Genomic DNA, 20,604 nt, shown 5'->3' with positions numbered 1-20,604 from the left:
CAAATATGAATTTGATATAAAACTCGGGCTTACGAGCTCGCTCGGATCAAATCCGCAGCCTTCTCGGCAATCATAATGGTGGGAGCATTGGTGTTGCCGCCGACTATGGTTGGCATGATGGACGCATCGACCACGCGTAACGCGTCAACGCCCCGTACCCGAAGCCTTGCGTCCACTACGGCCGTCGGGTCGCTATCCGGGCCCATCTTGCAGGTGCCGACCGGGTGATACTGCGTGTCAGCACGGCGGCGAATATCCTTTTCTATGCCGGCGACATCGTCGACCCGCGTCGGGTAAAGCATTTTCCTGCGGAACCGCTCGAAAGGAGGAGATTCGATAATTTTCTGTTGGACTTGGGCTCCCTTGACCAAGAGCTTCAGATCGCGCTCGTCGGAAAGGAAGTTGGGATCGATACGGGGCGCATCCCGGGGGTCTGGGCTGTCTAATCCTACGGTGCCCCGGCTGTAGGGGCGCAAGACATCAACATGACAAGAGATGCCATGACCTGTGTGGAGTTTGCGCGCGTGATCGTCGACGATCGCGATGACGAAGATCAATTGAAGGTCTGGAATTGAGACTTCCGGCGACGAACGAAGGAAGGCTCCCGCCGTGCCGTAGGTGGTTGTCACGAGGCCGGTACGTTTCTTATTCCATTCGAATGCCGCGCGTGCGAGCTTCAACGCTCCTCGAAGTGAAATGCCAACCGTTTCGGTATCGCTTGGCACGTGCCACGATTGAACGTAGTCGATATGGTCCTGCAAATTTTTGCCGACGCCAGGCAGGTCATTCACCACCGCAATGCCAAATTTTTTTAACTCGTCGCCGGGACCGATGCCGGAAAGTTGCAGCAGCTGCGGCGAACCAAACGTTCCACTTGCTAGTATCACTTCTCGTCTGGCTTTAACTTCCTTCAGATCTCCTTCCTGGTAGTAAGACACGCCAGAGGCACGGCGATCTTCCAGTATTATTCTTGCAGAGAGAGCACCGGTGAGAACCTTGAGGTTTTTGCGTGACAGGTTGGGAGTAAGATAAGCCTTGGACGCGCTGCAGCGTTCGCCGCCCTTATGGGTGACCTGGTACTCGAACGCACCCTCTTGCTCGACTCCGTTGTAGTCGGGATTTAGGCGAATTTGATGCAGCGTTGCGGCTTGGAGGAACAGCTTAGTGAGCGGGCTCTCGTGTCGTGGATAAGTAACGTTTAAGGGACCGCCTTGTCCGTGGAAATCATTCTCAAATTGTTCGTTGTTTTCGGCTCGCTTGAAGATCGGTAGGACGTCATCATAAGACCAGCCTTGATTTCCAAGGGAGGCCCAGTGGTCGTAATCCCATCTATTTCCTCGCACGTAGAACATCGCGTTGATCGAGCTTGAGCCCCCGAGGGTCTTGCCGCGCGGCTGATATCCGCGGCGGCCGTTTAAGGCTGGCTGCGGTACAGTCTGAAACGCATAGTTATTAATTTTCGTTGGCACCATCGCAACTAAGGCCGCGGGGGCGTGAATCAAGACGCTCGTATCTTGCCCACCAGCTTCCAGCAAGCAGACTGTAATGTTCGGATCCTCAGTGAGACGCGAGGCCAACACGCACCCAGCAGAACCCGCGCCAACGATAACGTAGTCAAACTCGCTCTGGTCCATGGACCACTCCAGCAGTTAAAGTGTTTCGACTCGGCTTAGGGAAAAGAACGACATCGAGACGTTGTCTCGTCTGTTGACTCCAAGTCGCGCAAATCGGCCCGTGAATCCATTGCACCAAGGTGTCGTCGAGAATTCGTTTCAAGTAACTTCTGGCGCGAAACCGTTGCGGTGTGTCCACGTCGCGAGCCAACTCTCACAGCGACAAATGTCGGAGCTAGCGAGCGAAATCGTCTGTCGATCGATCGGGTTGGAGAGTAGGGTACTCGACGGTAGCTAGGTGCCAGTCGTCCAACCGACACCAAGGTATCATCGACGGTCGGTCGTAATCTGGCGCATTGTTTTGGCACGCGACTGTCAGGAAAGGGCCCCGATGGAGAAAGACCTCAGTCCACTCCTTGATGAGCTTCCCGGTCTGGTTTGGACAGCGCTACCCAACGGACATTTGGACTTCGCAAGCCTTCCTTGGTGTGAGTACAGCGGACTTGGGCTTGGTGAGCTGTATGGAGAAGGTTGGCAGCGTGCGATCCATCCGGAAGATTTACCCGAGCTGCTCAAACGCTGGCGATCCATTCTGTCAGCCGGCGAGGTGAATGCGATGGAAGCGCGCCTGCGACGCTTCGATGGGGGGTATCACTGGTTCACTTTTCGAGTTCGACCATTGATCGATGCGTCCGGAAGGATCGTCAAATGGCTCGGACTGAATGTCGATATAGAGGATCGAGGGCGATCTGGTCGTGCGAGCGAAGGTCTTTATCGCTCGATCACTGACACTATTCCGGCGATGGTCTTCTTTATGACGCCAGCCGGCGAGCTAGAGAGCGTCAACCAACACGTCCTGGAGTATGCCGGCAAGACGCTTGAAGAGCTGAAGGATTGGAGGTCGGGAAATTTTGTTCACGCCGACGATCTTGCGTCAGTGATTGCCGCCTGGGATCGATCGGTAACCACGGGGGAACCTTACGATATCGAGCAGCGCATGCGCCGTGCTGACGGAATCTATCGATGGTTTCATGTGCGCGGAATGCCTCGAAGGGACGTGCGGGGAAATATCGTTCGATGGTACATGATCGAAACCGACATAGATGACCGAAGACGAGCTGAAACTCTGCTCACGGGAGAGAAGCATCTGCTGGAAATGACGGCCGCGGGCAGTTCGATGTCAGATATTCTCGCGGAGCTCTGCCGATTTGTCGAAGCATCGACGGACGGATGCTACTGCAGCGTTGTCCTCTTAGACGCCGACGGAGCCCGGCTTGAACAGATATCTGCACCGAGCCTTCCAGTCGGCTTCATCAACTCAATCATTGGTGGGCCTGTAAATATCGAGTCAGGGCCCTGCGCTATGGCAGCGTATTTGAACGAGCAGGTGATTGCTCCTGACCTCGCGTTGGAGACCCGCTGGGCGTCGCACGCGTGGTGTCCTATGGCTGTAGCACATGGACTTCGGGCGTGCTGGTCAACGCCGATCTTATCAACGATGGGTAAGGTCGTGGGCGTTTTCGCGATTTATTACGACACACCCCAGACACCCACGCCGGAGCAACAGCAGCTCGTTGCCCAGTTCTCGCACGTCGCAAGCATAGCCATTGAACGCGCGCAAAGCGACGCAAAGCTGAAGCAAGGCGAGGCCCGCAAGGCCGCGATACTGAACGCGGCGCTCGATTGCATCATTACGATAGACCACGAAGGGCGGGTCATCGAGTTCAATCCTGCTGCTGAACAGACCTTCGGCTATCCCCGCAACATGATTGTGGGGCGGCAACTGGCGGATGCCATCATTCCACCAGCCATGCGGAGGAAGCATCGGCAGGGAATGGCCCGATACATAGCTACGGGCGAAACGCGATTGATCGGCCGAAGGGTTGAGATGACTGCACTACGCGCCGACGGCAGCGAGTTCCCGGTCGAGCTTGCGATTTCTCGCATCCCGCTTGAGGGAGCGCCGTCGTTCACCTGCTATCTGCGTGACATCACGGAACGCAAGCAGTCGGAAAACGAGCTTCAACGAAGCGGGGCGTTTCTTACCGAAGCCCAGCGTTTAAGTCGAACCGGTAGTTTTTCATGGTGCGTGCCGACCGGGGAGATCATCTGGTCAGAACAGGTTTATCGCATTTTCGAGCTTGATCAGGCGATTCCCGTTACGCTCGATCTGATTGGCGCGAGGGTTCACCCTGAGGACATCCCGTTGATGCGGGACATGGTTGCCCGGGCGGAGGCGGAAGCGGAAGACTTTGAGTACGAGCACCGGTTGCTGTTGCCTGATCGGTCGGTCAAGTACCTTCACCTTGTGGCCCATGCAACGCGGAACCGAACCGGCCAGATTGAATACATCGGCGCCGTGCAGGACGTGACCAAGCGACGACTTTCCGAAGAAGCACTCGAGGAGGTCAGATCGGAGCTGGCGCATGTTGTGAGGATCGCGAGCCTCGGGGTTCTAACGGCATCGATCGCGCATGAAGTAAACCAACCATTGTCAGGCATCCTAACGAATGCCAGCACCTGCCTGCGGATGTTGGCCGCCGATCCTCCCAACATCGATGGAGCGCGTGAAACTGCGCGGCGCACGATACGCGACGGTAATCGTGCCGCTGACGTAATTGTTCGACTGCGAGCGCTCTTCGGCAAGAGAAAGCTTACGATGGATCCGGTTGACCTGAATGAAGCGACGCAAGAGGTCATCGCCCTGTTGACGAACGAACTCAGGAGAGACCGAGTCAACGTTCGGACGCAACTTTCCGATGAGCTTCCGCCTGTCTTGGGCGATCGCGTTCAGATTCAACAGGTTATCCTGAACTTGGCCCGAAATGCACTAGATGCAATGGTTGATGTCGATACTCGGCCTAGAATGTTAGTCGTCAGAACCGAACGAGATACTGACGATGGCGTTCGCCTAACCGTGCAAGATGCGGGGGTGGGGTTCAATTCGATGGACGCCGACAGAATGTTCGATGCATTCTTTACGACGAAAGAGAATGGCATGGGCATCGGCTTGTCAGTTAGCCGCTCAATTATTGAGAGCCACCATGGTCGGATCTGGGCGCAGCCGAATGACGGCTATGGTGCTTCATTCTCATTTTCCATTCCTCGTCGCCTTGAGAATCCGGATAACCACGAGCATCGTATCAATTCGGGACCTGCTGTGGGGGGTAGGACATGAAGGAGTCGTAATGGTGGTTCGGTTGCTCGTCTGTATTGTCGATGATGATGAGTCTGTACGTGAATCGCTCCCAGACTTGGTCAGGGAGTTCGGATTCGCGGTAGAAGCGTTCTCGTCGGCTGAAGAGTTTCTTGTTTCGGATCATGTTGGTAAAACCAGTTGCTTGATCCTCGATATGGCTATGCCAGGAATGTCTGGGCCGGACCTCCAGCGAGAGCTTAAGCTGCGCCAGCAAGACATTCCGATCGTTTTCATCACCGGTCACGGCGACGAGACAACTCGCCCCCGCGCTCTGGTGGAAGGCGCCGCGGAATGTCTTCTCAAGCCGTTCAGCGACGCCTCGTTACGGGAGGCGCTGGACGCTGCGCTTAATATAAGGTGAACGTTACACGGTGCACTTACTGCAAAGAAAGCACGTAAAGCCATAGACCCATGTTTATTGGAGTCAACATCCATGTCGAACATCATGCCGATTGTATTCGTTGTCGACGATGATGTTTCGGTCCGAGACTCGCTGGAGCTGATGATCAGCTCATCTGGTTGGAAGCCGGAGATATTTTCTTCGGCGAAGGAGTTTCTTTCCAGTCCACGGGTACAGGCTCCCAGTTGTCTCGTGCTTGACGTCAATCTGCCGGATCTTAATGGCCTTGATCTTCAAACGCGTCTCGCTGGGGATCGGTTTGATATGCCGATCATCTTCATCACGGGATATGGGGACGTTCCGATGACGGTGCGCGCAATGAAGGCGGGTGCGGTCGAGTTTCTAACAAAGCCATTCAGCGACGATGTATTGTTGGGCGCAATCAGTCACGCCATCGAACGAAGTCGCGCCATACTTTTGCACGAGGCGGAAATAGAGAGTCTTTCCGATCGCTATGAAACGTTGAGCTGTCGCGAACGGGAGGTGATGGCCTTGGTCGTAACCGGTCGACTGAACAAGCAGGTCGCTTATGATCTGGGTATCAGCGAGATCACGGTGAAGGCGCATCGAGGTCGGGTAATGCATAAGATGCAGGCAGGGTCTCTCGTCGATCTTGCATCAATGGCCGAGAAACTTCGCCTGTCACAGGCGCCCCGATGTTGACTGCGGTTGCGCTACAGCCGCTTGTGCCGCGTCGACCGCAAGCTTTCCGATGGTGCCTCTTGCAAATCTGAGAGAGGGCGCATCTTAAGGCGTCCCCTCAGCAGATCGTTTGCGGTTACGTTCAATGATTTATGCCGCGCTTTTTGCCTCAGCGACGGCCGCAGGCGGTGTGCGGAACGAAATTGACAGCCGATTGAAGGTGTTTATCAAGCCGATTGCGTAGGTTAGATCGGCAAGCTCTTTGTCGCTGAATTCGCTTGCAGCCGATTCATAGTCTACGTCGGGAATTCCTGTTTCGGCGACATTCGTCACCGTCTCCGCCCAGGCGAGCGCTGCGCGTTCCCGGATGCTGAATAATTCCCCTGCATCGCGCCACACCGGTATTAGCACAAGCTTGTCGACCGGGACGCCGAACTTGAGCAGATCGCGAGAATGCATGTCGATGCAATAGGCGCAGCCATTTATCTGTGAAACACGCAGATAAACCAGATAAATGAGATCTTTTGAAAGGCCGCCGTTCAGTAGGGAGACGTGTAGTCCTCCTAGAGCCTTGTAGCCTGCGGGTGACACGTTGGCATAGTCGATTCGGTTGGTCATGATGGTTCCTTTCATTGATGCATTTCTATGGTCTGATCCATGCGCTGCCCCGTAAGCGGGGAAGCCTCCATTCTTGTCCTGTAGACGGCGTCGTCCAATCGTCTGGCGATAGCAAGAAGGTTCGCTCTTAATCGGCTGAGTAGTTGCACATGATTTTAGCGTCCGGGAATAGTGGACCATTATTGCGCAGCGTCGATTGTCCTTTGGTGCCGGTTCTTGGCGGGTAGATGCTTTGCTTAAGCAGTCTTGTCCGAGTTCGACGCCGATCGGCCGCGAGTGATCTGTCGGGACGGTGAGGGGGCCGTGAAGTCGTGCCAGGCAATCCTAAGGGGTCGGCGACACCTTGGTCTGATAGGGCCGTCGCCAATTTGATGTCATCACGTGTGTGTTGAACCTCGCGAGAAGACTTCGTCGCCGGAGTCGCCATCGCCAATTCCGATTAGCTCTAACGCGATGAGGAGAGAGCAATGAGAGAATTCAATTTACTGATCAACGGACAACTCGTATCAGGTGCCGCAAGGCTGAATGTTATCAATCCTGCAACCGAAGAGGTGCTCGCACAGGCGCCGCGAGCTGATCTCGCCCAACTTAACGAGGCAATCGCCGCCGCAAAGGCGGTGTTTCCCGCTTGGTCGGCCAAGCCAGTTCACGAGCGCGGCGCGCTGCTGGTCAAATTGGCGGATGCATTAGAGGCGAGAAAGGACGAGTTCGTGCGGTTGCTAACTCTTGAACAGGGTAAGCCGCTTTCTGAGGCGCTTTGGGAGATCGAATTTACCATTGAGATTATCCGTCACCATGCGACGCTCGATCTGTCGGACAAGGTCTTAAGGGAAGACGCTTCACATAAAATCGTGCGGCAGAACATGCCCCTCGGCGTGGTGGCGGCTATTGTGCCGTGGAATTTCCCGGTGCTTCTGCTCGTCATTAAATTGGCGCCGGCGCTGCTTGCCGGCGACACTCTGATTGCGAAGCCAGCGCCGACAACGCCGTTAACAACGCTTCGGTTTGGGGAAATCTGTGGTGAGATCCTGCCGCCAGGCGTGGTCAACGTCATTGTCGACAACAATGATTTGGGTGATGCGCTTTCTAGTCACGCCGACGTGGCCAAGGTTGCTTTCACCGGCTCCACAGCGACCGGTAAGAAAGTGATGAGCGGAGTGGCTGGTTCGCTGAAACGGCTAACCTTGGAGCTAGGCGGCAACGACGCCGCGATTGTGCTTGATGACGTCGATCCGATCGAGGTCGCTCCCAAATTGCTCAATGCTTCAATGATGAACGCTGGTCAAATATGCCTTGGCGCGAAACGGATCTACGTCCATGAGTCGCAGTATGGTCAAATTTGCGAAGAGCTTGGACGTTTGGCAAGCGAGTGCGTAGTCGACGACGGACTTAAGCAGGGCACGCAGATGGGGCCGCTCCAGAACAAGGCTCAGTTTGAGAAAGTCAAAGGCTTCCTCGAGGATGCCAAACAGAACGGGAAGATCGTTGCTGGGGGCGAGGTGCTCAATCGCAAGGGCTATTTCATTCGGCCGACGATCGTTCGAGACATAGCCGATGATGCACGGCTCGTGAGAGAGGAACAGTTCGGACCGATCGTTCCGATACTGCAGTATTCTGACATTGAGGACGCGATAGCGCGTGCCAACAACTCGGATTATGGGCTCGGTGGAACGATATGGGCGAAGGACCTCGATCGCGCGTTTGAAGTGGCAACCAAAATCGAAACCGGCATTGTCTGGATTAATACGTTTCTGGATGTGTCGCCCGACATCGCTATTGGCGGTGCCAAACAATCAGGCATCGGCTCTCAATTGTGTCGGGAAGGGCTTGAAGCATTTACGCAATCCAAGATCATCAATATGGCGAAGTAGCTTTCGGGATTCGTTCGGTGTGCGGGGTTGACTCTTCGCGCACCTCCTAGGGCCTGATCCACGTGCCGAGCATGTCGGAATGCGCGAAGAAGCTGGTTGTCTGAGAAAAAGCGGATGTTCTGTCTTCATCAGCGTGTGGCGGCAAGTTACCCGGCGGATGTCGATTCCGGGATTCCGATTACGTTCCGCGGCGTGAAACACGCCAACTGATCCGAAGGTATCGACGACACCATGGTGCAATAGATTGATAGTCGCGTTTCCTGCATCTGCATAGCAGCAACAAGACGAGACCACCTATTACCAAACATCGGAAAGGTAGACGCCATGACGATCATCAAAGCTGCCGCCGTCCAAATCAGTCCCGTGCTCTTCAGCCGGGAGGGCACCGTGAACAGGGTTGTGAGCAAGATCATCGAGCTCGGTCGACAAGGTGTGCAGTTCGCAACGTTTCCGGAAACAGTGGTGCCCTACTATCCGTATTTTTCCTTCGTTCTGCGGCCGTTCGAGATATATGCGGAAAACCGGAGGCTGCTTGAACAGGCGGTGACAGTGCCTTCGGCTGCAACTCGGGCGATCGGTGACGCCTGTAGACAAGCCAACATGGTTGTTGCCATTGGCGTCAGCGAGCGCGATGGCGGGTCAATCTATAATACCCAGTTGTTGTTCGATGCCGACGGCTCCCTGATCCAGCGCCGCCGCAAGATTCTCCCGACCCATCACGAGCGCATGGTATGGGGTCGAGGCGACGGCTCCGGGTTGAAGGCGGTGGACAGCGCCGTCGGACGCATCGGCCAGCTGGCGTGCTGGGAGCATTACAGTCCGCTCGCCCGTTACGCTCTGATGGCAGATGGCGAGCAGATCCACGCCGCTATGTATCCCGGTTCATTCGGGGGCGACATCTTCTCCGAACAGACGGAAGTCAACATCCGTCAACACGCCTTGGAATCCGGCTGTTTCGTCGTAAACGCAACGGCCTGGTTGGATGCGGACCAGCAGGCCCGCATCATGAAGGACACGGGCTGTCCGATCGGTCCGATCTCCAGCGGCTGCTTTACGGCGATCGTCTCACCGCAAGGCCAATTGATGGGAGAGCCCCTGCGCTCCGGCGAAGGCGCGGTGATTGCTGATCTCGATTTCTCCCTGATCGACAAGCGCAAGCGCATGATGGATTCACGCGGCCATTACAGTCGCCCAGAACTTCTCAGTCTGTGGATCGATCGGACACCCTCCGCGTATGTTCATGAGCCGCGCGCTCAACCTGTGCAGGCCATCCTAGATGACGTTGATTACAGCGTCGTGGCGTAATCATTATTGAGCGTCCGAACCGTGGGAGATGGCAATGGGACACGACGCGATCCCCAGCGCGGAACTGCCGGAGTTGGTCAAGGTAAGTTCCGAAAACATTTCGATTGAAGATGTTCGAATTATTTCCGGGAAACCCTTCGACGACGTTCGGGTTGCGCTAGAGAAGCCTCCCAGATTCGATGATAGAATTCGCGCTCTTTTGCACTATGGAGACATTACGCGCGTTAAAGCGGAGCTGAATAGAATCCAGGGTGACGCCGGCCTTGTCATCTTTTCCGTCGCGGCCCACGGAGACTGGCTGCAAATCCGTTCGGGAAAGCGCAACGCCGCGCAATATGTCATCGGCAATGTGCTGATCTCCTCGGAGATGACGCGACACGAGCTGGCAGCAGGACTCTATGCGCCGCTGAGGGTCATTCTCTACTAGAACGAGGCTGGCACCGGGACCTTTGAATACGATCCGCCGTCCACGCTGTTTGGTCAATATGGCAATGACGGAGTGTCGCGGAAGACCTCGATCAAAAGATCTACGACGTTCTGATCAAGGCCGCAAAATGAAGCGCTATCTCAGATCAGGGCCAACCCCGTTATGAAGAGCCTTTTTAATACTGCTCGCCCGGAAGGACTGACTTGGCCTAGTTCACGAGGCACATCATGGCGCTAACCAATCAGTCCAAGAAGTGTAACGATCTTGGCCATCTGAAGCATAGCCAATTAAAGGGAAGGATCAAAAAATGAGGAGATTGATGCTCGTTCTGTCGCTTACGCTTGGCGCGACAGTTCCACTTACCTGCGCGGACGCTGGGACCGGAACAGCGACAACATTGATGACCAAAGAGCTTCCAGATTTTCCTGGGAAGGAGGGAATGGTCGAAGTCGTTGACTTTGCTCCCGGTGAAGTCTCGCAACCGCATCGACATAATGCGGATCTCTTCGTCTATGTCTTGGAAGGAGGAATCGTAACGCAGGTGGAAGGTGAAGCCCCCAAAACCGTTAATGCCGGTGATGTCTTCTATGAAGGGCCCACTGACGTGCATATCGTGAGCCGCAACGCCAGTGCGACGAAACCTGCAAAATTACTTGTCTTCTATGTGAAGGTTAAAGGCGCTCCTCCAACTGTCCTTATCGGGCACGAGCATAAATAGGGGGCATGGCGCCGGGCGAGGGCGTGCGCGCCCTGATGGAGTTCACCTTAACATCACGAGGCGTTGAATGAATCATATAGGGCGCTGCCTTTGCGGCGCGGTTGCATTGCAAGTTACGGGAACACCAGAGGCCATGGGATACTGTCATTGTGCAACCTGCCGCGCTTGGTCCAGTGGGCCGATCGTTGCCTTCACGATCTGGAAGGCGGAAGCCGTCACGGTTATCTCTGGGGAAGAGCATCTCAAAAATTTCGCGAAAACCGAGCGAAGTCAGCGCAAATTTTGTGAGCGGTGCGGCGGGCAATTGATGCTCGCCATTCCGACACTAGGCTCGGTGAACGTATTCGCTACGACGCTTCCGACGCTCGCGTTCAAGCCATCCCTTCATGTCAACTACGCCGAAACGGTTCTGCCAATTCGGGACGGCTTGCCAAAATTCAAGGACTTTCCGGCGGAGGTCGGAGGATCAGGCGAATTGTTGCCAGAGTAAGGGGCGATCAACAATCGACGTACGGATCTTTTTAAGAAAGTAAGGGGCGCAATGCATCAGAGGCACTCATGAATACTACCTATGACCCAAAGATAACGGCTCTTCTTTGCATCGACTGTTACAACGATTTTCTAAGCGAGGGCGGAAAGCTGTGGCCGTGGGTCGAAGAGATGGCGAAAGAGGTCAATCTTCTCGACAATTTGCGCACTATCGTCTCAACAGCGCGAAAGGCAGGCATCAAGATCTATCACGTTCCGCACCATCGGTGGGAGCCTGGAGACTATGTGGATTGGAAGTATCCATCGCCCTATCAGTTGGGCGCGGGCGAACGACAGGCGTTTGCGAAAGGCACATGGGGAGGAACCTTCCACGACGACTTCCAAGTTCAGCCGGGCGACATTCTGGCCACTGAACATTGGGCGTCGAGTGGATTTCCAAACACTGATCTCGAACATCAGCTGAAGCGTTATGGCAAGGAGAGGATCATTTGCGTTGGTTTACTTGCAAATACATGCCTTGAGGCTACAGCGCGTATTGGCATGGAGTTGGGTTTCCACGTTACGCTTGTTCGCGATGGGACAGCCGCCAGGTCAAAGGAAGCGTATCACGCCGCTCTCGATATAGACGGTCCAACCTACGCGCACGAAATTCTCACCACGGCGGAGCTAGTAAATGCGATCCAGGCGAGCAGGGAGGCGTAAATTGCAAGATCGAGAACTTCTCGTCGGTCGATTCTGGAAGCGACTTTCGTCGAGACGCTCGATGTTGTAATGGGGATAGTTATCTTCCGTGGTCCGCTGAGCCTCATCGAAGACATTGAACAGACGGTCAAACCCAATTGTCGACCGCCACAATGGGCTCCAATCATACCTCATAGCCAAATCCTCCTTAGAGCAAGTTGGGTACGAGCCGGCACCGAACACCCGCCAGCGTCCGTCTGTCCTGATTGAGGCACCCAGATCGCTCTCGGCGACGGAAAAACTTCGAGAATCCCAAAAAAAGTTTCAAGGGTTGCTGTAAAAATTTTACGAGGATGTTTAGGGCTCTCTCGCGGTTCTTAGGTCGTCATTGCCTTTACCGGTGCTTTGCCCCCACAGGTGGACGGTGAGGGCCACCAAGGGAAAGTGGCTACGATTCTCTTGAACGCAGGAATCCTTTTGATTATTTTTGCGGTCGGGCAGGGCCCAATTCCAACCCGTAAAGGACACTTATGACCGTCTAGGTGACGATGATGATCGACGAAAATCTAGCCCTCATCCGCTCGACAATTAACAATATCAGACGTTGCCGCCGCTTGCTGGAAAACCAGCTGACCGCGGCCGAGCGACAGTTCGTTGAGCGCCGCCTCTCAGAGGAGAGAGCCACGCTCGAGGCGCTCCGCGCCGAAACATTTCCCATTGCATTCCGGCTAATTCATAACGGGTCCGAAAATCGGCAGCTCGGCCGGTATCAGGAATAGAGAGCGGCTATGAAAACTAGGACTCCGGAGGAATATCAGCGTTGGTTGGTTGAGCAGACTCGAGACTGCCTAAGCCAATCGAATCAGGCGATGGATACCAAATTGACGGAGGCGGTCGAAAACGCCGCCCAGGAATACGCTCAGACAATTGATCGGTTGATAGCCAGCAGAAAGAAGACCAACTCAGGTCCAGAGGAATAAGGCATCGGCTAACAGCTCCGGTACCTTTCCGGACAATGAGTCAGACGGCGCGATGGCGTCATCTGCCGTGGTCTCGTTCTTCAAACTTTTCGGGACGGTAATTCAGAAGTTTCAGCTTGGTACAATGCCGTCAGCACCTGGTAAAATGGAGAGCCCCCGGGCTCAAGCTTCCGGATGTCATTCGATGTCTGTCCATTATCGGAAAAATCGATCAGCTATGCCAACGCATCACGCCCCAGACCATCGCTATCACCACGATGGCAGAAGCGATTACGATCCACGGCATGTCTTTTCGCTCGCGAGGGGTCATCAGTTTCCAATACGGGGTCGATGCATCGGTTCAAAAAAACGCGGCTCAGAACAACGTTTCACTTTGTTGTCATGGCCAGTTCCTCAGAGGTAAAGCGCGCGTCAACTCGATGGTGGTCCTCCCGCCCATAACAATCAGGAAAATTGAATGTTCCTCCGCACCTGCCTTGCGGTCGCGGGTGCTGGCCTGTTTTAACCCATAGTGGCCTGTTTTGGTTTTGGCAGTGGCCTATTTGAAAAGATCTTCTGTCCGGTATCGAACCGATGCTGCACATGCTAGTTGATGAGCAAATCACCGCGACGAAGCGGAAGTCATGTGTGAGAAGTGCGATGAAATGGACCGGAAGGTCCTTCGATACCACCGTTTGCAACCACAGATTACTGACCAGCGCACGCTTGATTCCATCAAAAATATCATTGACGACGTGAGGGCATCGAAAGCTGCGCTTCACCCGCCAATCAAAGAACAAGCCCGACCATCATGAGTGATAGTTTCGCTTTTGTGCGATCTGGCCGCGCGTTATGAGCCCGCGCCCTAGTGCCAAAAAAGAGCGAAAGCGAAGAGCATTATCGGCAGCGCTCCTAGAACTGACACTGTGAGGAGGAGCCGGCGCCTTGTGTGCATTCAATAGCCGTTCAGGATTGGTGCAGGTTGATGGCCTTGGGACCTTTGCCCTTTTTGTCGGGCTCGACATCAAATGTAATGCGCTGTCCTTCGGCCAGCCCGTTCCATCCAGCTCTTTCGACTGCGGTAATATGAACGAACACGTCGGGACCGCCTTTATCGGGCTTGATGAAGCCATAGCCGCGGTCTGCGTTGAAGAATTTAACTGTCCCTGTGGCGGACATCGAAATGCTCCTCCGAAATATAGTTTAACGAACTAAAATATGATCGGTCCTAAAGGTTGATATTACCATTGATCGAACACTTGCACTAGATTGCAAGGCGAACCATTCCCCAAGATCGGGCAAGGCCTCCGGCGCTCCTTAACGGGGGCGACGTTTCTATTCAGGCCGCCCGTATTGATGGTCGGGTAGTCCCTTCGCGTGATGGGAGGAACTGTGACTTTCTGATAGGATTACCTTAGCAAAGAATGTCCAGCCTCGAGGAGGACGCAATGCAACAGGGCAAGCTCAACCATCTCGACGAGGCCGCCGAAGACCGCCGCAAATTCCTCGCTGCATGCGGCAGGTTCGCCGTGGTCACTCCGCCCGCTATTACGCTTCTGCTGTCGACGTCGTTAAACTCTACAGCCGTCGCCAATTCGAACGGTGGCAATGGCAAAGTTAAGCCCGGCAACAATGGCTTCGGCAATGGCGGCGGTGATGGTGGTAACAAGCAAGATGTATCCCGCTAGCCTTACAGCTTCGCCCAGGTTATGTGGCCGCGCACCCCTAACCCGGGCGCGGCTTTTCGTTTTGAACATCTAGGATGAACGAAGAAGGGCCGTTCATTGAGGCGACCTCTACGTTTCGATTAAGGCACAGTTGCCTGATTTTTTCCCTTTTTACGCAACAAATCGGAAACATAGGAGTCATCGGAGCATCGCCCTTGGCGAGGAAGCAAAATGCTCGGGAAACTCTATCAGCGGGTGCGCCTGTGGATCTACCCGGAGCCGCAGGAACCAATCGACCCCCACGAGGATCACTCGTCCCTTGCGACGCTCGTTCGCCTTCTCCAGGAGGAGGACACCTGCGGCGGAGAACCAAGCTAGGTTCGGGCGCGCTACGCAGCTCTGAACCGGCTTCTGGGCCGGGATAGCTTCTCAGGCGGGATCTTTGCTTCTGGAATTTCGGTCTTCGTCTCTCCAACCCGGGTACAACTCGGACAGAGAAAAACATGCTGGATTAAGGCGGGGTTCTCGTCCTGGATCAAGCTGGAGCGTGTCCACCTCATCTCTATCTGACATGTCGGACAGATGGGGGGCTCCAACTCGTCGATGGATTTTTTAAGCCTATCCATTCCGCCTTTTTAGCGACGGCGACCGAACGCTGCAAGATCGTCCGGTGGCATGGATTGGGCGAGTTAACGGGGCGCAGCTTTCAAAATTTCTAGATAGTCATTCCGGAAGCCTGCCGATGAAACTCCGCCCAATACTCGCTCGCCATTAGTTGCAGCATTTCTGCGATTTCAGGGGGCGCTGACTGTGCTAAGCGTCGACATCGGACGATCTAAACCAGCAACGATGAGGGATAGTCGGTAGTGATCTGATTCATTACGTGGGATCCAGCTCGTCTAGGCACTGGCTGAATGCGAGTCCTGTCGGAAGTATTGGAGTGAACTTGCGGCTGCGGCGCTTGTTCCTTCGACACCCCAAAACGCGCAGAGCCGGCTGGGCGTTAGGGAATCGCAAGCCCAGCCGGCCCTTGCCGCAGTCCGTGAGAGACGCGGCATCTTTAAGCCGTAGCGTCTTCCAAAGAGTCGTGGGAGTCTTTTACGCCATCCGGGCTCAATTAAACTTGTGGCAGCCCAAACCCGCATAATTGAGTAGTGGCGTTTCCGGCATGACCTGCTATGGTGCATGCATTCGATTGCTGGCACTGCTTTTTGTTAACGCGTCCTGCGGATCCCTTTCCAAAGACATCGCTGAAATTGGATAGGTTCGCGCAATGTTGCGCGACAACGCGCATGCGTGCGCTTAGAGGAAGCAAAATGACAACAGGTACAGTGAAGTGGTTTAACGGCCAAAAGGGCTTTGGATTCATTCAGCCGAACGGCAGCGGGGCCGATGTATTCGTTCACATTAGCGCGGTGGAGCGTGCCGGCCTGACCGGCCTCGCCGAAGGCCAGCAGGTCTCCTACGAGATCAAGACTGACAAGATGCGCGGCAAGTCCAGCGCGGAAAATCTCTCCCTGATCTAACACAGCTCTTCGAGCGCATTCCGCGGATGTACCGGACTGTGCTCCTTATGCTGCTCAAAGTCGCTTCACGGATGTACTGGAGCGATTTGATGAAACCCCGTCAGCAGTGGCGGGGTTTTTGTTTTCAATGGCGGCCATTATTTCCTCTCGGCCGTCACAAGAATTTCGAAGATGGGATTTGCGAACTCGTCGGTCACTTCCATTCGCCAGTCGTGACCGGCTGACCTTCAGGTGGTCGCCTGCGCGGCTTCCTACGCGAGTGATTTGTTGTCTAGTTCCAGACCATCGTAGTAAGCCCGATCATGGTGAATGTTGAAGTAGTACCGCGGCATCGCCACCTCATTTTTCGGGAAATGTAAATGCCGATCGGTGGGCAGCGTTCCAGCGAAATCTGGCGCGGTTAACGCGGCGGCAGCGGCCCAGTACTCTCGTCTCGCGACGCCTCGAACCTGGTCGTCGGTTCGCACCTGAACAATCTGAACTTCGGATTTGACCCATGTTTATATCTGAGGCGAGGCGTTGCTTCTCGTTGTTCTGTGTAACCTTTGCTCGGGCGGCTCTCTATCCGAAAGCAAACCAGCCAAGCACCACGATAACAGGGACTGCCATCACTCCAATAACGAGCGGAGAGGGATCCATCAGGTTCTTCTCTGGCTGCTGATCGTCGTCCGTCATGGTCTAATCTCTTGGGCTTTGATTTGTCGGCGCCAGCGATAAGCCCTCCGCCGCAACCTTATCCCGAACCGAATCCTCGGTCCGGCCGAGCTTCATCGCAATCAGTCTGGTCGGCGTGTTCTCGGTAATGAGCGTCTTCAGGGTATTGAGATCGTCGCCGCTCCACGGCTTGCCGTCGTTCTCGTTTGCCATTGTGCACCTCCGTCACGTTGGCAACCGTGGAGCATCAATGTAGTTCCGCCTTAGCGGGGCTCGTACACGGTCGGGTAGACGCCAGCACCGCGGCGATTCCGCTTCAATTGCCTCTCGTCGGGGAACGGACAGCCGAGTTTCTTTGCCTGGGCTTTCACGCCGGTGACGCTACGGCGGAACGCCACCGATGCCCGAACCGCTGACACTCCTGATCTAACCATTTCCTCCAGGCGCTTGATGTCTTCGGGCTTCCAAGTGCGATTAGTGACGTGGGTACTCATTTCCCTTCGACCTCTGGCGGTGGAATTTTTCCAAAACGCTCGTCGAAGGTTTCGGTTCCGACGCCCTCACCACCTCCGCGTGGGCGTTCCAAATATTTCGATGAACTCGCCGCCGCTCGCATCATGCAAATGCTTGCCAATGTTTTCAGCCTTTCGCATGTCGAAGCTCTCACCGCATACGGTGCACGTCGTCCAGTGGTCCCCCTCGTAAGGTTCCCATCCTGCCGGAACACCATCGCTCGGTTTGTCGTCGGTCATCGAGGCAACCTCTTGCCGATCTTAACAACCTTCTTTTCGCGCATTAATGTCCCGTCGGGCTTCCCGTGGACAAGCTGGATCATGCCAATCTGAGCATGGAGGAGAGGGCCGGTTTTCGTCGCCGCCATCAAGAGAGCTTCCGTCGCGGTCAAAACGGGTTCGGTTTTTCGCTGCGCTTCAGTGAGGGCGAGAATGTAGTCGCGGGCATCTGCCAGCGTCTCTAAAGGCTTTCCAACTGGCACTTCTATCGGCCGCTCGAACCGGTCTTCCCACGACACGACGCTACTCCGGAACGCTACTAACCGGATTTAAGATCGGTCGAATCCTTATGTTCCGCAGAACGCTTGGAGATTAGGTGGGGGGCGCGGTGTCGGCGATAAAGATACGCCCGCCGCCGTCGATCGTCCACCAGCCTTCCGCCTTCCCGAAATCGCGGCCCAGGCCCCATTCCTCGACAGAGCCGCCAGACTTCCAGACGAACTCGTGGTTCGTGATGCCGGCGTAAGTATGCTTCAAGGTCGGGTCGTTCTTGGCCGCGATGGCTGCGCGGAATATCCGCAACATCTCCATCGCGGCCGCTTTCGGATCGGCAAAGGGCCTTGCTTGCTTGTACTTCATGCCGGGTGTTGGACGCGATTCCGGCGAAGTTGGTCAAGTCCTAGGCGCTCCTTGATCCGGTTTGGTTTAGATCTTCCGGATCGCAAAAGATGCTTGCGCGCTCTCCAGACATCCACTTCCTGCTGAAGCTTCGCAGCCCAACGTCGCTCGATATTGTCGACGATATGATTTGGAAGTTTCATTATCTTTTGCCTCCCCTAGTTAGGCTGCCATTGCGCGGGAGGCGGAACGGATGCGCTGCGCTTTGCCGCCAGGCGGGAGGGGCGGCCCGCCATCTAATTCGCAGAGGGCTTCGAGAATGTCGTCTATTGAGACGGGCGCGGTTAGCCCGGCTGGTGCACGTAATCTGGGACATGACGCGACCGCGGCGGCGTCCGAAGCCCACGATGCCAAAATAGCGCGCTTTTCACCGAGGGTGAGATCGGTGCTTCTCACGACGTCGCGGGGGTGGTTGAAAACCCGTGCCGGGTGCAAAAGAGCATTGATGTCGAATACGTTGTGGTCCGAACGAAGTTCATCAGGTGCGGTCGTCGGCCGCATGGTTGCCTCCATTGTCTGACGAGTTGATGATGGAAAGCTGCCGCGCTGGGGCGGCAGCCCCTCTTGTTAGGCGGCTTTCGCCTCGATCCGTTCGGGCGTCATTGCCTTTTCGGCGTTGATGGCGATCTGACGCGGCTTCATCGCTTCAGGCACTTCGCGCACCAAGTCGATCACAAGCAGGCCGTCCTTGAACTGGGCGGACTTCACCTCGACATGGTCCGCGAGCGTGAATTGGCGCTTGAAGGACCGAGTTGAAATCCCGCGGAAGAGGTAGAGCCGGTCGCCGTCCTTCGCGGTCTTGCGACCCTCCACGGTTAGGACATTCTGCTCGGCGGTCAGCGAGATCTCGTCCGGGCTGAACCCGGCCAACGCCAGGGAAATCTGGAAGCGATTCTCGTCCATCCGCTCGATGTTGTAGTGGGGGTAGTTGTCTTCAGTGGTCCGCTGGACCTCGTCGAAGACGTCGAACAGGCGGTCAAATCCGATTGTCGACCGCCACAGGGGAGTCCAATCATACCTCATAGCCAAATCCTCCTTAGAGCAAGTTGGGTACGAGCCGGCACCGGACAACCTGCCGGCGCCCGTCTCATTGCTGGGCCCTGATTGAGGCGCCCAGATCGCCTTCCAGCGACGGCAAAAAAATCGGGAAGCCCAAAAAAAGTTTCAAGGGCTGCTATGAAAATATTTTCCGAGGAAGGCGAGGGCTCTCTCGTGGTTCTTACGGTGAGGGCCACCAAGGGAAAGTGGCTACGATTCTCTTGAACGCAGAAATCCTTTTTATTATTTTCGCGATCGGGCAGGGCCCAATTCCAACCCGTAAAGGACGCTTATGACCGTCTAGGTGACGATGATGATCGACGAAAATCGTCATGATGCCTGGTAGCCTGCGTAGCCCGGACCTGGCACGAAAAGCCAAGGAACGATTGCGCAACGTCGCGGTACTCTTCACATCCGGCTATACGCAGAACGCCATCGTGCATGGCGGGCGGCTTGATCCCGGGGTGGAGCTTTTAGCCAAGCCATACACACGCGAGGCGCTTGCCCGAAAAATCAGACACGTTTTGGCCAATCAAGATCAAAGGCGCGTCGCTCAGGGATCGCAACACTCGGCGAAGGAAAAGACTTTCGAAGATGCGACGGTGTTGCTCGTCGAAGACGACGACCTCATCCGCCTTACGACGATGGACATGCTGAGCGATATCGGATGCAAGGTGAAAGAGGCCAGCACGGCTCAAGAGGCTCTGAAGATCCTGGATGAGCAACCCGTGGACGTCCTGCTTACGGATGTCGGTCTCCCTGGAGTTTCCGGTCTTCAGCTCGCAAGGGACGTCCACGCACGCCGGCCCGGTCTACGCTTAGTTCTCGCGACAGGCGACAGCGGGGGTCAATCTGAAGCCGCGCGATTGGGCGCGATATTGCTCGTGAAGCCTTACACCCCGCAATCTCTTCGCCAGGGTTTCGAACATGCGCTGAAGAAGCGTCGCTGAGTAGGTGGTCTCGTTTAGTGTTCGAAGGAGTGCTGAGCGCTTAAGCTCGATCGGCTTTCAACAACGGCCCTCACTGTTTAAAAGTCCGCTGAATTACAGAGGGCCGCGGCAATGTCTGCTGATTGGCCCTCGAGGTCGTTGAGTTTACCGTCCAATCGTCCGGCACGTGGCAGCTTTTCGCGAGCGACCGTCTCGTTGTCGCGTCGAAGGGAGCGTCGCGGGTGAAACAAGCCTTTTCGCCGGCGCGTGCTGGGTGGCCGAGTGCGCGTCAACAAGGCAAAGAGGAAAACGCTTCCGTAGTGTCTGCGGCGAATCTGGATTCAAGTCCGACTGTCTGATCGATTAGTCCATGCGCGGACGGGCCTCGTGGCCGCCGCTCGTGGAACATTCCCAGGAAAAGCGCGATCAACTTGAGCCCATGGGAAATGAGGACGCCGA

21 protein-coding genes and 1 pseudogene are annotated in these 20,604 nt (G+C 55.4%); 13 read left to right on the top strand and 9 right to left on the bottom strand.

The window, feature by feature from the left end:
- Window positions 1-29: 29 nt before the first annotated feature.
- Window positions 30-1,634 carry a GMC family oxidoreductase gene (locus ACP0KA_RS25705; RefSeq protein WP_424631790.1) on the bottom strand — a complete coding sequence of 535 codons (1,605 nt, stop codon included), beginning with the start codon at window positions 1,632-1,634 and terminating at the stop codon, window positions 30-32.
- A 370-nt stretch (window positions 1,635-2,004) separates the two neighbouring features.
- On the opposite strand from ACP0KA_RS25705, the gene ACP0KA_RS25700 reads away from it, so the two are divergent.
- From ACP0KA_RS25700 to ACP0KA_RS25690, 3 genes are all read left to right on the top strand, one after another.
- Window positions 2,005-4,791: a PAS domain S-box protein gene (locus tag ACP0KA_RS25700; protein ID WP_424631789.1), complete on the top strand. Its 2,787-nt coding sequence runs from the start codon at window positions 2,005-2,007 to the stop codon at window positions 4,789-4,791.
- 10 nt (window positions 4,792-4,801) lie between these two features.
- On the top strand, window positions 4,802-5,173 hold the full coding sequence (locus tag ACP0KA_RS25695) for a response regulator transcription factor (RefSeq protein WP_424631788.1): 372 nt from the start codon (window positions 4,802-4,804) through the stop codon (window positions 5,171-5,173).
- Between the two features lie 72 nt (window positions 5,174-5,245).
- Window positions 5,246-5,875, top strand: a complete 630-nt coding sequence (locus ACP0KA_RS25690; RefSeq protein ID WP_424631787.1) for a response regulator transcription factor — start codon at window positions 5,246-5,248, stop codon at window positions 5,873-5,875.
- Between the two features lie 129 nt (window positions 5,876-6,004).
- Here the strand turns inward: ACP0KA_RS25690 and ACP0KA_RS25685 are convergent, their stop codons facing one another.
- Entirely contained in the window at window positions 6,005-6,472 is a 468-nt protein-coding gene (locus ACP0KA_RS25685; RefSeq protein ID WP_424631966.1) for a carboxymuconolactone decarboxylase family protein, read from the bottom strand.
- A gap of 467 nt (window positions 6,473-6,939) precedes the next feature.
- Here ACP0KA_RS25685 and ACP0KA_RS25680 point away from each other — a divergent pair, with 467 nt between their 5' ends.
- From ACP0KA_RS25680 to ACP0KA_RS25655, 6 genes are all read left to right on the top strand, one after another.
- Complete coding sequence (locus ACP0KA_RS25680) at window positions 6,940-8,343, top strand: aldehyde dehydrogenase family protein (RefSeq protein ID WP_424631786.1); 1,404 nt, start codon at window positions 6,940-6,942, stop codon at window positions 8,341-8,343.
- A gap of 324 nt (window positions 8,344-8,667) precedes the next feature.
- Entirely contained in the window at window positions 8,668-9,648 is a 981-nt protein-coding gene (locus ACP0KA_RS25675; protein WP_424631785.1) for a nitrilase-related carbon-nitrogen hydrolase, read from the top strand.
- Between the two features lie 34 nt (window positions 9,649-9,682).
- Window positions 9,683-10,075 carry a hypothetical protein gene (locus tag ACP0KA_RS25670; RefSeq protein WP_424631784.1) on the top strand — a complete coding sequence of 131 codons (393 nt, stop codon included), beginning with the start codon at window positions 9,683-9,685 and terminating at the stop codon, window positions 10,073-10,075.
- Window positions 10,076-10,394: 319 nt separating this feature from the next.
- Complete coding sequence (locus ACP0KA_RS25665) at window positions 10,395-10,793, top strand: cupin domain-containing protein (protein WP_424631783.1); 399 nt, start codon at window positions 10,395-10,397, stop codon at window positions 10,791-10,793.
- Between the two features lie 67 nt (window positions 10,794-10,860).
- Complete coding sequence (locus tag ACP0KA_RS25660; RefSeq protein WP_424631782.1) at window positions 10,861-11,283, top strand: GFA family protein; 423 nt, start codon at window positions 10,861-10,863, stop codon at window positions 11,281-11,283.
- 68 nt (window positions 11,284-11,351) lie between these two features.
- Window positions 11,352-11,984, top strand: a complete 633-nt coding sequence (locus ACP0KA_RS25655) for a cysteine hydrolase family protein (protein ID WP_424631781.1) — start codon at window positions 11,352-11,354, stop codon at window positions 11,982-11,984.
- A gap of 33 nt (window positions 11,985-12,017) precedes the next feature.
- On the opposite strand, the pseudogene ACP0KA_RS25650 reads toward ACP0KA_RS25655, so the two are convergent.
- A pseudogene (locus tag ACP0KA_RS25650) lies at window positions 12,018-12,158 on the bottom strand (heat-shock protein); the annotation flags it as partial.
- A 356-nt stretch (window positions 12,159-12,514) separates the two neighbouring features.
- Here ACP0KA_RS25650 and ACP0KA_RS25645 point away from each other — a divergent pair.
- The gene (locus ACP0KA_RS25645; RefSeq protein ID WP_424631780.1) at window positions 12,515-12,742 is read left to right on the top strand and encodes a hypothetical protein; all 228 of its coding nucleotides are present in this window, start codon (window positions 12,515-12,517) and stop codon (window positions 12,740-12,742) included.
- 1,146 nt (window positions 12,743-13,888) lie between these two features.
- Here the strand turns inward: ACP0KA_RS25645 and ACP0KA_RS25640 are convergent.
- A complete protein-coding gene (locus ACP0KA_RS25640; protein WP_424631779.1) occupies window positions 13,889-14,101 on the bottom strand; it encodes a cold-shock protein in 213 nt (70 codons plus the stop codon).
- A 269-nt stretch (window positions 14,102-14,370) separates the two neighbouring features.
- On the opposite strand from ACP0KA_RS25640, the gene ACP0KA_RS25635 reads away from it, so the two are divergent.
- Together ACP0KA_RS25635 and ACP0KA_RS25630 are read left to right on the top strand one after the other, a co-directional pair.
- Entirely contained in the window at window positions 14,371-14,610 is a 240-nt protein-coding gene (locus ACP0KA_RS25635; RefSeq protein WP_424631778.1) for a hypothetical protein, read from the top strand.
- 1,295 nt (window positions 14,611-15,905) lie between these two features.
- Window positions 15,906-16,115 (top strand): cold-shock protein, encoded by a 210-nt coding sequence (locus ACP0KA_RS25630; RefSeq protein ID WP_424631777.1) that lies wholly within the window; start codon window positions 15,906-15,908, stop codon window positions 16,113-16,115.
- 678 nt (window positions 16,116-16,793) lie between these two features.
- Here ACP0KA_RS25630 and ACP0KA_RS25625 read toward each other — a convergent pair.
- From ACP0KA_RS25625 to ACP0KA_RS25605, 5 genes are all read right to left on the bottom strand, one after another.
- Complete coding sequence (locus ACP0KA_RS25625) at window positions 16,794-16,982, bottom strand: hypothetical protein (RefSeq protein ID WP_424631776.1); 189 nt, start codon at window positions 16,980-16,982, stop codon at window positions 16,794-16,796.
- Window positions 16,983-17,517: 535 nt separating this feature from the next.
- On the bottom strand, window positions 17,518-17,799 hold the full coding sequence (locus ACP0KA_RS25620; RefSeq protein WP_424631775.1) for a hypothetical protein: 282 nt from the start codon (window positions 17,797-17,799) through the stop codon (window positions 17,518-17,520).
- 73 nt (window positions 17,800-17,872) lie between these two features.
- The gene (locus tag ACP0KA_RS25615; RefSeq protein WP_424631774.1) at window positions 17,873-18,139 is read right to left on the bottom strand and encodes a hypothetical protein; all 267 of its coding nucleotides are present in this window, start codon (window positions 18,137-18,139) and stop codon (window positions 17,873-17,875) included.
- 201 nt (window positions 18,140-18,340) lie between these two features.
- The gene (locus ACP0KA_RS25610) at window positions 18,341-18,679 is read right to left on the bottom strand and encodes a hypothetical protein (protein WP_424631773.1); all 339 of its coding nucleotides are present in this window, start codon (window positions 18,677-18,679) and stop codon (window positions 18,341-18,343) included.
- Window positions 18,680-18,745: 66 nt separating this feature from the next.
- Window positions 18,746-19,201: an Hsp20 family protein gene (locus tag ACP0KA_RS25605; RefSeq protein ID WP_424631772.1), complete on the bottom strand. Its 456-nt coding sequence runs from the start codon at window positions 19,199-19,201 to the stop codon at window positions 18,746-18,748.
- 347 nt (window positions 19,202-19,548) lie between these two features.
- Here ACP0KA_RS25605 and ACP0KA_RS25600 point away from each other — a divergent pair, with 347 nt between their 5' ends.
- Window positions 19,549-20,166 carry a response regulator gene (locus tag ACP0KA_RS25600; RefSeq protein WP_424631771.1) on the top strand — a complete coding sequence of 206 codons (618 nt, stop codon included), beginning with the start codon at window positions 19,549-19,551 and terminating at the stop codon, window positions 20,164-20,166.
- The last annotated feature ends 438 nt before the right edge of the window (window positions 20,167-20,604 follow it).

Origin of the sequence: Bradyrhizobium sp. SYSU BS000235 (assembly GCF_049747295.1) — a bacterium.
Classification (GTDB): Bacteria; Pseudomonadota; Alphaproteobacteria; order Rhizobiales; family Xanthobacteraceae; genus Afipia.
Note: the sequence above shows the minus strand (reverse complement) of the source record. Positions and strands in the feature narration are given on the sequence as shown.

What these genes read in the sequence shown, in the direction of transcription:
- ACP0KA_RS25705 (WP_424631790.1), bottom strand. Translation starts at nt 1,634, where the DNA reads ATGGACCAGAGCGAGTTTGACTACGTTATCGTTGGCGCGGGTTCTGCT.
- ACP0KA_RS25700 (WP_424631789.1), top strand. Translation starts at nt 2,005, where the DNA reads ATGGAGAAAGACCTCAGTCCACTCCTTGATGAGCTTCCCGGTCTGGTT.
- ACP0KA_RS25695 (WP_424631788.1), top strand. Translation starts at nt 4,802, where the DNA reads ATGGTGGTTCGGTTGCTCGTCTGTATTGTCGATGATGATGAGTCTGTA.
- ACP0KA_RS25690 (WP_424631787.1), top strand. Translation starts at nt 5,246, where the DNA reads ATGTCGAACATCATGCCGATTGTATTCGTTGTCGACGATGATGTTTCG.
- ACP0KA_RS25685 (WP_424631966.1), bottom strand. Translation starts at nt 6,472, where the DNA reads ATGACCAACCGAATCGACTATGCCAACGTGTCACCCGCAGGCTACAAG.
- ACP0KA_RS25680 (WP_424631786.1), top strand. Translation starts at nt 6,940, where the DNA reads ATGAGAGAATTCAATTTACTGATCAACGGACAACTCGTATCAGGTGCC.
- ACP0KA_RS25675 (WP_424631785.1), top strand. Translation starts at nt 8,668, where the DNA reads ATGACGATCATCAAAGCTGCCGCCGTCCAAATCAGTCCCGTGCTCTTC.
- ACP0KA_RS25670 (WP_424631784.1), top strand. Translation starts at nt 9,683, where the DNA reads ATGGGACACGACGCGATCCCCAGCGCGGAACTGCCGGAGTTGGTCAAG.
- ACP0KA_RS25665 (WP_424631783.1), top strand. Translation starts at nt 10,395, where the DNA reads ATGCTCGTTCTGTCGCTTACGCTTGGCGCGACAGTTCCACTTACCTGC.
- ACP0KA_RS25660 (WP_424631782.1), top strand. Translation starts at nt 10,861, where the DNA reads ATGAATCATATAGGGCGCTGCCTTTGCGGCGCGGTTGCATTGCAAGTT.
- ACP0KA_RS25655 (WP_424631781.1), top strand. Translation starts at nt 11,352, where the DNA reads ATGAATACTACCTATGACCCAAAGATAACGGCTCTTCTTTGCATCGAC.
- ACP0KA_RS25645 (WP_424631780.1), top strand. Translation starts at nt 12,515, where the DNA reads ATGATCGACGAAAATCTAGCCCTCATCCGCTCGACAATTAACAATATC.
- ACP0KA_RS25640 (WP_424631779.1), bottom strand. Translation starts at nt 14,101, where the DNA reads ATGTCCGCCACAGGGACAGTTAAATTCTTCAACGCAGACCGCGGCTAT.
- ACP0KA_RS25635 (WP_424631778.1), top strand. Translation starts at nt 14,371, where the DNA reads ATGCAACAGGGCAAGCTCAACCATCTCGACGAGGCCGCCGAAGACCGC.
- ACP0KA_RS25630 (WP_424631777.1), top strand. Translation starts at nt 15,906, where the DNA reads ATGACAACAGGTACAGTGAAGTGGTTTAACGGCCAAAAGGGCTTTGGA.
- ACP0KA_RS25625 (WP_424631776.1), bottom strand. Translation starts at nt 16,982, where the DNA reads ATGGCAAACGAGAACGACGGCAAGCCGTGGAGCGGCGACGATCTCAAT.
- ACP0KA_RS25615 (WP_424631774.1), bottom strand. Translation starts at nt 18,139, where the DNA reads ATGAAGTACAAGCAAGCAAGGCCCTTTGCCGATCCGAAAGCGGCCGCG.
- ACP0KA_RS25610 (WP_424631773.1), bottom strand. Translation starts at nt 18,679, where the DNA reads ATGCGGCCGACGACCGCACCTGATGAACTTCGTTCGGACCACAACGTA.
- ACP0KA_RS25605 (WP_424631772.1), bottom strand. Translation starts at nt 19,201, where the DNA reads ATGAGGTATGATTGGACTCCCCTGTGGCGGTCGACAATCGGATTTGAC.
- ACP0KA_RS25600 (WP_424631771.1), top strand. Translation starts at nt 19,549, where the DNA reads ATGATGCCTGGTAGCCTGCGTAGCCCGGACCTGGCACGAAAAGCCAAG.